The 12,918-nt window shown below is 33.2% G+C and carries 7 protein-coding genes; 3 read left to right on the forward strand and 4 right to left on the reverse strand.

Going from position 1 to position 12,918, the window contains the following annotated elements; all coding sequences use genetic code 11:
- Window positions 1–75: 75 nt before the first annotated feature.
- A complete protein-coding gene (locus PXD04_RS19400) occupies window positions 76–1,986 on the reverse strand; it encodes a hypothetical protein (RefSeq protein WP_323736464.1) in 1,911 nt (636 codons plus the stop codon).
- 141 nt (window positions 1,987–2,127) lie between these two features.
- A complete protein-coding gene (locus PXD04_RS19405; RefSeq protein ID WP_323736465.1) occupies window positions 2,128–5,472 on the reverse strand; it encodes a hypothetical protein in 3,345 nt (1,114 codons plus the stop codon).
- Between the two features lie 266 nt (window positions 5,473–5,738).
- On the opposite strand from PXD04_RS19405, the gene PXD04_RS19410 reads away from it, so the two are divergent.
- Window positions 5,739–6,230, forward strand: coding sequence for a GyrI-like domain-containing protein (locus tag PXD04_RS19410; RefSeq protein ID WP_323736466.1), 492 nt, complete (start codon window positions 5,739–5,741; stop codon window positions 6,228–6,230).
- A gap of 583 nt (window positions 6,231–6,813) precedes the next feature.
- Here PXD04_RS19410 and PXD04_RS19415 read toward each other — a convergent pair.
- Window positions 6,814–7,212 (reverse strand): translation initiation factor IF-5A, encoded by a 399-nt coding sequence (locus tag PXD04_RS19415; RefSeq protein WP_323736467.1) that lies wholly within the window; start codon window positions 7,210–7,212, stop codon window positions 6,814–6,816.
- Window positions 7,213–7,696: 484 nt separating this feature from the next.
- On the opposite strand from PXD04_RS19415, the gene dnaG reads away from it, so the two are divergent.
- Together dnaG and xerA are read left to right on the forward strand one after the other, a co-directional pair.
- Window positions 7,697–9,103: a DNA primase DnaG gene (dnaG, locus tag PXD04_RS19420; RefSeq protein WP_323736468.1), complete on the forward strand. Its 1,407-nt coding sequence runs from the start codon at window positions 7,697–7,699 to the stop codon at window positions 9,101–9,103.
- A 72-nt stretch (window positions 9,104–9,175) separates the two neighbouring features.
- Window positions 9,176–10,126 (forward strand): site-specific tyrosine recombinase/integron integrase, encoded by a 951-nt coding sequence (gene xerA / locus PXD04_RS19425; protein ID WP_323736469.1) that lies wholly within the window; start codon window positions 9,176–9,178, stop codon window positions 10,124–10,126.
- 109 nt (window positions 10,127–10,235) lie between these two features.
- Here the strand turns inward: xerA and PXD04_RS19430 are convergent, their stop codons facing one another.
- Complete coding sequence (locus PXD04_RS19430; RefSeq protein WP_323736470.1) at window positions 10,236–12,911, reverse strand: hypothetical protein; 2,676 nt, start codon at window positions 12,909–12,911, stop codon at window positions 10,236–10,238.
- Window positions 12,912–12,918: the final 7 nt, after the last annotated feature.

A 12,918-nucleotide genomic window follows, 5' to 3' on the forward strand; every position in this document is an offset into this window, starting at 1 on the left:
ATTGGTTGGGGGGGTGATTTGAACATTCTCTTTATGGGTATGTTCATTGTTTGTAAAAAGAAATTTGCCTAGTTTTTATGTGCTGACTTTTTTCTTTACGATTGTCATAGTAGTGTTAACTCTTACTCCGAGTGTTTCTCTAAGTTCTGGAATTACTAGTGTCAGGGTATGGTTTCCCTTCTTATAAGTGTTTTTAAGTACAAAGAAGAAATCAATTTTACCATCTGTTATATTGAATTTCATTGTCTTATTATTTGAATCCTTAAGAGTTTTTCCATCAATTTTAACACTAAGGTATGATTTGTATGGTATGAGTTTCTTATTATCATCCACAAACTTACCTACAACATGCACTACAGTGTCTTTCACACTTACTAGTGTGTTTGTAACGTTTGTTGGAACTTTATGTATGCTTACTGTTGTATTGTATTCTTCACGGAATACTCCGTAACCATATACTACTGTTACCTTGTATGGTTTTGCAGAATATTTTTCGTCAAGATCAAGGTTGAACACTGCAGTACCTGATACTACATCTATGGTTAGTGTTGAATTGTCAGGGTTGCGTATTGTTTTACCATTTACCTTGAAGAGAACGTGTCCCCCGTCTATTGTAGTATTATCTGCCTTATACAGTACTAGTGCATTTATTGTGAGGTTTGTTCCGAATCTTGTTTCCGGTGCATGGTAGCTTGTTAGGCTTATAACGTTTGCTTCTGTGACTTTTGCTGCTTTACCCTTGTTTGCCATGTACTGGGATGTACCATAGTATCTTGCATAGTATGTGTGGTTTGTTTTCTTCCAGAAGTTGGATATTGTATGGTTTATGGATGCTGTACCATTGGTTACATTAACATAGATTACTTTGCCGTCTTCATCTTTTATTGTTCTGTTGTCGAATAGGAATGATACGAATCCGCTGTTAACTTTCTGGTTGTTTTCATCTGTTACTGTTGTTGTTAGAACAATGTCTTCCTTGTTTACTTTAATGTTTTTTGATTTTATTGTTGTGTTGAGTTTTCCTGTTGTGAAGTTAACGTCATCTATTAGTAACCATTTTTCTAGTGATGGGATTTCGCTTGCAGGATAGAATTTTGTGTTTGTTCTTATGCTGTCCACTAGTTTTCCTGTGCTTTTGTTAACGTATCTTCCGTCATCGTTACATGCGTATATTTTTACGTTGGATTTTGTTGCGTTACGTTTATAGGAGTATGTGATAATGTCTCTTCTTTCAACTCCGTATTCGTCTTTTGCTGCTAGTATTCTTGATGATGTTATTATGTATGCGTTTCCGCTGAGAGTTTGGTATTTTCCTTTTTTGAAGTATGTTGGATCGTTTGGAATTACTAAGCATTGTCCTGGTTTTAGTGTGCCTGTTTCGTTGTATGTTTTATTATAGTATTTTATGTATAATGCGTATGTTCCGTTTGGTGCTTTTATTACAAAGTGTCCTCTTGAGGATATTGATTTTATGTCCATGATGTTGTTGAAGTCTTTTTTTGTTATGCTGTTTTTTTCGATCATCTGTATTGCGTTTTTCTCAATTTCCATGTTGGTTGTGTTGTAATCGTTTCCACCGTTTCCTACTACCCATCCTTTATTGTTTATTAGCACGTGGAAAAAGTATGTTCCTGAACCTTTTTGTTGTTTGATGTATGTGTTGTTGTGTGTAATGTTTAGTGTCACGGAACTTGATGAATCTCTTCTAAATGATACTACACTGTCTACATTATTTCCTTGGATGATTGATGTACAGCAGTCGTCATTGTTGTTTGTGTCTTTTTTGCTTGTCTTTTCTGTTTTGTTTGTTGTTTTTTTGGTGACTGTTTTTTCGGAAATAATGTCTGCTGTGGTTGCAGTACTTTCCTTGGAGATTAGTGTATTACTAGTGGTGTCTTCTGTATGGTTCACATCTGTTGCTGATACAACTGTTATGAATGATAGAATTAATACTAATAATACTATTACAGGACTATATTTTCTCATTATATTCCTCCGTTTATAGTTTTTCATCTAAAATTTTCCTGTATATTATTATATTATTATCAATATTAAAATACTTTAAGAATATATTTTTTCACATATAAAAAAAGAAGAAATGTGGGGGGATTAATAGTGTTTTCAGGTTTATTCTACTTTCAGGTGTGTGATTGTTGTTGCATGGTAGTATCCGCTTGTTTCACCGGCCTGTATTAGCAGGTTGTATGTTCCTTGTCTTACTGTTTCTGGTAATGTGTAGTCATAGTCTATGATTCCATCTGTTACGTTCATGTCCGTGATTGTCTGCTGGTTTATTTTGATGTTGACTTTTGTATTCACTGTTACTGTATTGTTTTCTATGTCCACTATTTTTGCCCTTATTTTCACAGTGCTTTGTGGTGTTGCTGTGATGTTTTCTGTTATTATTTGTTTGTAGTTCTTGTTTACTGTTAGGTTTACGGTATTTGTTTCTCCCACGTATTTTCTTGTGTCTCCTGCTATTATTGTCAGGTTATATTTTCCGGATCCTACTTCTTCTGGTAATGTGTAGTTGAATGATAGTTTTCCATTGGTTATGTTTTGTTCGTGTATTGTTTTGTTGTTTATTTTTACAACGGTTTTTATTGGTCCTGTTGCCAGTTTGTTTTCTGCTAGTATGTTTGCTTTTATGTTTATTGTTTTGTATGCTTGTGTTTGTATGTTGTGTGTTGCTATTTTTAGTTTGCTGCTTTTTATTGTTAGTGTTCCATTCCATGTGCTGTTGTTGTATATCTTGTTTCTTCCGTAGATTATTTTTATGTTGTAGTCTTTGGATGAGTAATCGTTATTGTATGAGTAGACTAGGTGTCCGTTTACTACGTTGATATTGTCTAGTGTTACATCGTTTATTTTTATGCATGCTTTTGATGTTCCCTTGACTGGTGTTCTGGTTAGGGAGTCGTATATTGTTGCGTCGATTATTATTTGTTCTCCGTTCTTGCTTTCTATGTTGTGGCTTGTTATGTATGTGTTTCTTGGGCTTAGTTGTAGTTCTATGTTTTTCTCTGCTCTGTGGTATTGGCTGTTTTCTATTGAGATTATTGTTATGTTGTATTTTTCGTCTGTGTATTTCTTGTTTAATGCTAGTTTGTATTGGAATTCTCCGTTCTGGAACATTCCCTGGTATATTGTTTTGTTGTTTATTTTTAGTATTGCTATTATGTTTTCTCTTAGTATTTCATGGTTTAGGTTTAGTGTTGCGTTTATCTGTATTTTTTCGCCCATTATTGTTCTTATGGTGTTTTGGCTGGTTATGTATGGGTCTTCTTTTATGATGTTTAGTTTTATTGTTCTTTTTGCTTCTTTGTAGTCTTTTGTTGCTTGTGATGTCATGGTGATGTTGTATGTTCCTTCTGGTGTGTTTGATGGTATTGTGTATGTGAATGTTCCGGTTCCGTTTGTTGTCTGTATTGTGTGTTCGTTTCCTAGTATGCTTATGTTGATTTTTGTTTGTATTGGTAGTTTGTTTTGGTTGTAATCTGTTAGGTTGACTGTGATTGTTATTGTGTTTGATGCTTTTGTGTTTATTGTTCCGGGTGTTTGTATGTTTACTGCTTTTTGGTTTCTTTTGTAGTTTATGTTTGTATTGTTTTGTGATGTTCTGTATATTTTGCTTCCTGTGTATACTGCTTTTACTTGGTATGTTTTGTCTTCGTATTGGTCCATGTCCACTATCATGTTTGCCATGTTATTTTCTACGCTTGAGCTACCTATCATGGTATCGTTTATGTAAAATTCTACACTGCCCTCACTAATATTTGCATAGTTTGCACTATAAACATAACTTGTAAGGTTAAGTTTGTTTTCCGTGCTGGTGTACGTGTATAATCTGGTACTTGTATTTGTCTTATTTGGATGTATTGATGTGTTAAGAGATGCATCCTCAAACTTACCGGAACCATGATAACACACTAACAATTCATACTCATTGTCACCAGAATATTCCTCCGGTAAAACAATACAAGTAATGTTACCATTAACAGGAACACTTCCAACAAGTTCCCCATCAACATAATAATCCAATATTCCATCATCCACACTCATATTATAGGAATATTCACGAACATTAACAACAACTCTACCCACATCACTAAGAGACACATTACGAACACTTAACGAATTAGCATACCGGTCCACACTTAACACAGCATAACCAGTAGCACCACTGTAACGGTTAGAACCATAATAAACCACCTTAAGTTCATGTTCACCAAAATCTAAACTGTCAGGTATCACATAAGATTCATTAACTGTCACACTGTTAACCCATCCAGTCTTAATACTCCTCCCATCCAGGAAAAACTCAATCATACCCTCACTGGTATCATCAACATAATTATACACACCAGCTCTCAAATACACGGTATCATTCTTATGAGCACTCACATTATAAGTGTACAGGGTAGTGTTCACCTGGCGCACAGTCAATGTGGTAGCATAACCAGAATCCTCATACACGTCACTACCATAATAGTCAAGATAAACATCATAAACTCCGGCACTATACTCGGATAGGTCAAAGTCTACAACAACACCTCCAGTGACATTGTACTCCTCTATCAAATCACCATCAACATAGACATCAAGAACACCATCATTCACAAGACGATCACTATAAAAAGTGACAGGCTGCGAAATAACAGAGCCCTGAAAACCACTAGGATAAGCCATGTAAATGTTACTTCTGAACTTAGGCACACTCACAAGGTAATTGGTGCGACAACTACGATAATATTCATCACCAACCCATTCAAAGGTTAAAACCTCATTATTGTACTTCTTGTCAATGGTGAAACTAACATCCTCATCCTCAAGCTCCAATGATTTAATCAATTCACTTCCATGATAAACATAAAAGTTACCATAACTGATAATATCCTCATCACCCCTCATATTAAGGGTAACATCAATATCGTTATCATCATTAAAGTTAGTGACAACATTATCCACGTAACTATCCATTGGATTAATCTTTAGCATAGCAGTAGTGGAGGCAGTGTTATGTATTAAACTACCAGTATATCTTGCTTCAACAGTATAAGTCCCAGGAACATAATTTGTTGTATCCACTGGTAGACTTGCAGGAGAATTGGATAAATTTCTTGCACCAACAATTCCCTCATTAATATACCAAGAGATTATACCCTCATCCACAACGGGCGTGGTTATAACATTCATGTCTGCAACTTCACCAAAGTCTGCTTCAACATCCTCCATTGATAACGTCACTTCCTCCGGACTGTTTTTAACATTTCTCTGACTATCTTTCTTCACTGTTTTACTCTCTATATATTCTGGATTATCAATGGCCCTGGCAGTGTTATCAGCATCTATTGTCATGTTGTCCTGTGAATCCATGCATGCGGCACTTGCACTGTTTTGTCCGAGAACCAGGACAATAATTGCCACTGCAAACAATAGGCACATAATCCTGTTTGACTTTAACATTGTCATCGATTCCTCCATTCATTATATTAACAAAATTGTATGAAGTTAGTAGATTACAAGGGGTATCCAATAAATAATTGGGATTGTAATCCAATTTTTCATTAACTTCATAATAACTAGTATGTAAGAGGTATCAATGTTTCCTGAAAATCATAATATTTTTTGCAAGGAAAAAAATAAAGTAAGATAAATCATATAAATAATTATAAGAGAATTCATTAAAAAAACGAATAAAAAAAAATATATATTTGATATTAATGGAATGATATAAGATGGAAATAGTAGAAAAAAAGATACCGGACCAGAAATTAGCTTATGTGCCACACATTGACAGTTTCAGCAAATTACCTGAATTTATTGAAGAAGTTGGGGAATTGATTGCTGATAATAATCTTGAAGCAGTAGGATATCCTTATGGTTCATATGATAATGATTTAGAAGAACATGCAGAAAATGATCAAATATTTGAAGTGGGAATGCCTATAAAATCATTTGACATGGGTGGAAAGCCAGCTGGACGTCTTGGAAAGCTTGGATTAAAGGAATTGGCAAGTCATACTGTGCTGTCTGCTATTCATAGGGGTTCACATAAGAATTTTAACAAGTCTATTCGTGAAATGGTTGAATATGCTGTGGAAAATCATTATGATATTGTGGGTCCTATAACAGAGATTTATATTCCTGCAGATCCTGGAACTCCTGTTGAGGATACTGTTACTGAAATTCATTTGCCTGTTATTTATATGGGTCCAAAAAGAGATTAAACTCCCCACAAAAAATTATTTATTTTACTTTTTTTTAAGTTATTATGGTAATATTTGTTTTTAAAAAAAGTTATGTAGTATAAATAGAACTTATTATTAAATTCTATTAATCATTAGCTATACTTTCCGAATATACTCAGGATTTAAATTGTGTAGATTTATTTTCCCTATTCTTTGGAAAGAATAATTAAAGTATTTAAAATATTTATGAAAAGATTCAAAATATTCTTTTTATTATAAAAAAAATTTTGAAAGATTATACTATATATCTTATTCATCATTTGTAGAGCTTTTCTTAATTAAATTTTAAATACCATATCATTCTCATATAGCTAATTAACTAATCATTATATTTATTTCTCATAATATATAATAATTGGGCTTCAAGTATCTTAAAGAACTTAACTATTTTTGCATATGTATTAAATTTAAATTAATCTTTTAAATCGTATATGATTAAAAAAAATGAAGAATGCCTTATTAATTGTTAAAATCAAGATTAAAAACTGATAATATGTTAAAAATAGAACTGTATATGTAGTTTGGGGGGGTAAAAGGATTAGAGAAAAGGGTTTAACTAATTCTAGTTTCCACCTTTGGTTCTCATAATTTTCATGTTACCCATTGCTTCGATGTATTCGATTTCTCTACCTTCTACGATTTCATCTTTTAAGTCTTCAGGTATTGGTAAATCGATTGTTTCGTAGGTTTCTAAGTCCATGATTTGTACTTCGCTACCCATTAATGCAATTACTTGTCCTGCTCTTTTGTCAATGATAGGTACATCAACTTTAGCGTTCACAGGTTTTACAAGACTTCTTTTTTGGTTATCAAAGATACCTACTGCTTCGATACGTGCTTTTGCTGCACCGTGTTTACCAGGTGATGATGTTGAAATGCTGGTAATTTTTGAAGCTTCTCCGCCTAATACTAAGTATTTTCCTTGTTTTAAAGTTTTAATTTCTACTACTTTAGTTGCCATTAATTTCCCTCAAAATATATTATTATGATTTGTTAATACCCTATAGGTTCACAATAAAAATTATTATATGGAACCTTATTTTATAGTTTGGTATTATTATTAAGTTAAAATCATATCAAAAAAATGCATTGTATAAAACATACAACTAGTTATGATATAAGTTATGTTTAATTTAATTAATATATCTTTGGATTATAATAACATATGTATTAATATAACATGATGTAAATAAATAATATGTGTATATGATATAACGAAGTAGTTATAAAATATGCTTAATTAAATAATAATAAATTAAGAATAAAAAAAAACTCTTACGGCCATAAAATGGAGAAAAAAATATAAATACACTCCAGAAAAAACGGGCATACAAAGAGAATTATTCTTAAAATCATACTAATATATAAACACAAAAAATAAGTATTAAATTATTTTTCATCTCTTCGCATAAAAATAGATACATTATGAAATCTAAGGCGATAAAATGACTCATAAAAATGCAAAATATCATGATGATGAAGAATATTACTATGTTTTCAAGGACGAAATAACAACAACAAAATACTTAATACACTCACAAATAAACGCAAAAGGATTCGTAGAAAAACCTGACGTTGTAGGAGCAATATTCGGACAAACCGAAGGACTACTAAGTGACAGCCTAGACCTAAGAGAACTACAAAAAACAGGAAGAATAGGCAGAATAAAAGTAGACATGACCAACAAATCAGGAAAAACAAAAGGTGAAATAATAATCCCATCAAGCCTAGACAGGATAGAAACAACAATCCTAGCAGCATCACTAGAAACTATCAACAGAGTAGGACCATGTGAAGCAAGTCTAAGAGTAACCTCAATCGAAGACGTTCGAGCAGTAAAAAGACGAACAATAGTAGAAAGAGCAAAAGAACTATACAAAAACATGATGGAAGAATTCACACCAGAAAGCTCCAGAATGATCGACGAAGTAAAAGAATCAATCAAAGTACCAGAAATAATAGAATACGGAGAAGACAAACTACCAGCAGGACCAAACACTCCAACATCAGATGCAATCCTCATAGTAGAAGGAAGATCCGACGTACTAAACCTACTAAAATATGGAATAAAAAACACCATAGCAGTAGAAGGAGTAAACGTACCAAAAACAGTAGCAGACCTAACCAAAGAAAGAACAGTAACAGCATTCCTCGATGGAGACAGAGGAGGAGACCTAATACTTAAAGAACTACTCCAAATAGGAGACATAGACTACGTAACAAGAGCACCAAGAGGTCAAGAAGTAGAATACCTAAACAAAGACCAAGTAATATACGCACTAAAAAACAAAACATCAGTAGAAAAAATAACAAACCACGCAAACTTCAACCACAACCAACACAACTACCATCACAAAAGAAAAACAAACGACAAAACACCAACAAAACAGGAAATAAAAGAAGAAGAAAAATTCTCAGACCTAACAAGACAACTAAAAGACCAACTAGAACTAGAAATAAAACAAGCAGAACAAGACAAACAAACACAACAACAAACAACAACAGCAACACAGAAAAACGAAAAAACCAAAGAAGAAAAACAAGAACCAGAACAACAAGAAAAACCAGTAAAAAAACAAAACAAATACATAACAGCTCTAGACGAAATCAAAGGCACAGGAAAAGGCATACTATACGATGACCAATTCAACAACATAAAAGAAGTCAAAGTAGAAAACCTTTTCAACGAAATAAGAACAAACCAGAACAAAATACAAACAGTAGTATTTGATGGAATAATAAGCCAAAGACTAGTAGACCTATCAAAAGAAAAAAACATCGAATACCTGGTAGCAGTAAAAATGAGTGAAGTTGTAAAAAAACCTGAAACAATAAAAATAATAACAAAATAGTAATATTCTTTTAACCACCCAATTTTTTTTCATTTTTTTCATTAGTAATAGAAACAATAGGAGGATAAAAATATGTCAGAAAATTATTTGGAAGAAATAGAATTTGAAGAACAAATAGAAGATTACATACTAGAAATGGATATTCAAAGCTATTCACAAAACACACTAAAAACATATTCCTCAATACTACACAGTTTCTATGGATTCCTACTTCAACAAAAAACAATAAAAAACGAGGCAGGATTACTAAGAGCATTTAAGAAATACTTACAACATTTAAAAAGAGATAACGAAGTATCACAAAACTATCTCTACCTAGTAACGGTAGTGCTGAAAAAGTTCTTCATGTTCGCAGAAATAGAAATAACAGATGAAATAAAAGCACCAAAAAGAACAAAATCATTACCAAAATCATTAAATGAACAAGAAGTATACGACCTAATACATGCAAAAGATGATAAATACGATCCAGAACGAGATAACCCCCAAAACATATCCAGACTCAGAAACAAACTAATACTAACACTACTATACTCCACGGGACTACGAGTATCCGAACTCATAAAACTAAAAATTAACACAATAGACCCAGAGGAAAGAACAATAAGAGTACGAGGTAAAGGAGAAAAAGACCGAATAGTAATATTTGACGACACAACACTGGAACTAATCAAGGAATACCTGATAAAACGGGGCGTAGAAAACGAATACCTATTCGTAAATCAGAAAAACCATACACTAACACCACGATACATACAATACATGATAAAAGAATATGCACAAGCAGCAGGAATAGAAAGAAAAGTAACACCCCACGTACTAAGACACTCATTCGCAACACACCTACTTAAAAATGGTGTTGACATCAGAGCAATCCAACAATTACTCGGCCACAGCAACCTAAGTACAACACAAATATATACCAGCGTAGACATGCACACACTCAAAGGTGCATACGATAACGCATGGTTAAACAGGGAACATAATGTGCGAAAAAACAAAGAACTCGAAAGCATAGACTAAAAAAAAGAAATAATTATAAACCCAAAAAAAATAAACCTACTATTTTTTTAACATTTTTCATCCAAAAAAGAAGTTGGTGAAGAAAATAGATTACCAAATAATCACGTAATCATAACTTATTAGCAGCCCTAGGATAAGAACTGATTAAACCATAACGGAATAACACATACCCATAAGAACCACCACTAATAACAGCCCTAGCATCACCTTCAAGCTCACCAGAACTTAACCTATTAATATTATTATTGTATGTTTGAAGAATACTAATAACCTTAGATGACTTTGCCTTCTTCACAACATAATTTGTTGAATCCTTAAGCCAACTTCTGCCACTAGAATATGAATACTTATACGTCATAGGCATAATCCAGTCAAGATAAGGACTTAACTTAGCATAATCCTGACCATAATACTTGACAGTACCACTTTTCTCTGCAAACACACAAGCAGAAAATATAATATTCCTATCATAACCCTTAATAATTGAATTCAAACTTTTAACGAAATTCGTAACCCTGCTAGGATTAACAATTCCAGGATTAGTACCACTATACCTGACATAATCAAGATTAATACCACTCACACCAGATATTCTGATAGTGCTCTTAACAAAGTTTTTAACCAAATTCTGTCTGGCAGTACTCATATCAAAGTTACCATTACTGTTCACAAAACAAACAATCCATGCATGAACACGGATATTAGTTCCTTTACACAGATTAATAGTCTGTCTTAACAGCTTAGTATCCTCTGATGAAGCCTGTGTTTGAACGAATACATCAGTAATTCCAGCATTCACCCAACTTTTCACCACACTACTTGAAACAGAATAAACACGCTGTACAAACAGTCCAGTAACCTTACCCGTGGAAGTTTTTGAAGTAACTGTAACACTATTTCTTAGCTGCTGCTTGTTCATTGTAGCGGTAATAGTGGCACTACCAGTTTTAGTAAATTTTGTTGTAAACGTGTTTGCTCCCCTGCTTTTAAGGTTTAATGTTTTACTTATGCCTGCACCATTAATTTTTACAATTATTTTACTTTCATATAATTCAGGGCTAATACTGGTTACCCTTTTACCATTATATGCATTTTTTAATGATACTGTTGTTTTAACTGCATTGTTTACTTTAACAGTATTAGCAGTCTTTAGTGTCATGTAAATCCAGTTATGTAATGCAACATTCTGTGTTCTCTTGGTGGCTGGCCTACTATTTGAACCCCACCAATTATAATCTGCTTGTACACTGCCTTTCTTGTTATATACATCGTTTTGACCATTATTTAGTATGGTGTTAAATTTTAGTGTTGTCTGTCCATTATTGTTATATAATGCTCCACCCCATGTTGCCTTGTTTGCTGATATGTAGTTACTTTTAAGCAATAATTTTCCACCATTATTTCTTATTGCTCCACCTCGTAGGGCATCATTCTTGGTTAGTGAAGAGTTATATACTATGTTGTCCTTAGCACTGGTTTTAAGGAATATTGCATTATTATTGTTATTGTTAAAGGCACAGCTTCTAATGTCCACTTCGCTTTTGTCCTTGATGTACATTGCTCCTCCTGCTTTTGCAATGTTGTTTGTAAACTCTGATTTCATGATGTTTAAACGAATGCTGGTACTGGTTTTACTGTATAGTACTCCTCCATTAGCGGCACTGTTTTTATTGAATTTGCTTGTTTTTATGATTGTTTTTCCCGTATTATATATTACTCCTCCGGATTGTTGTGCAGCATTGTTTTTAACTGAATTGTCTGTTATGGTTAGCTTGTTCGTGTTATATAGTGCTCCTCCATTCTTTGCATTGTTGGCTGTGAATGTGCTCTGTTTTATGTTAATGTTTCCTGTATTGTAGATTGCTCCTCCATTCTTTGCACTGTTTTTTCCGAAGTATGTTTTGCTTATTGTCAGGTTTGATTTCTGGTTGTATATGGCTCCTCCGTTTATTCCCTTATTGGACTTAAAGGAGGATGATCTTATTATTTGATTTCTGTTGTTTTTCTTAATGAATATGGATGTGTTCCTATTATTATCATAGTTACATGAATAAACATTCATATAACCAGTAGTGTAGGTACTGCTACCATATCTGCCGGCATTGTTATTGGTGAATGAGCATTTACTTAATGTTAACTTGTTTGTATTGTAAATTGCACCACCATACATTGCATTGTTGCCATTAAATGTGCTTTTATATGCATTTAAAGTACCCTTATTATAGATTGCTCCACCCATCTGTGTAGCCTTAGAACTTTCTATTTTAAGTGATTCAATACTCAGGCTTCCCTTATTGTAGATTGCTCCACCATTTTTGTCACGGGCATTCTTAATGGTGAATGTTTTTAGTTTAACATTAGCTTTGATGGTGAATGTATGCTTGTTTTTACTGTTAATTACTGTGGTGTTGGTGGCAGCTCCTACAATGTTTAAACTTTTGCCGATATAAATTTCTGATTCATCATATGTTCCACTGGCAAGGTAGATTGTTCCACCAGTCTTAACACTTTTAATTGCATCTTTTATCGTAGCTTTTGGTGAATTTTTTGTTCCACTGTTTGAATCCTTACCCTTGGTACTGACATATACCTTGCTTTTTGTCTGTGTGCTGCTCTTAACAGTTGTGTTTGTCTGTTTTGTTATTGTTTTATCAACATGATTGCTTTCATGTTGTATAGTGTTTTCACTAGTAATACTGTGTGTCTGATTATCTTCAGCACTTACACTTGAAATACAGGTTAAAACTAATATTATGGCAAGTATTGGCAAAATTTTCTTAATCATAATAATG

This window comes from Methanosphaera sp. ISO3-F5, from assembly GCF_034480035.2.
Classification (GTDB): domain Archaea; phylum Methanobacteriota; class Methanobacteria; order Methanobacteriales; family Methanobacteriaceae; genus Methanosphaera.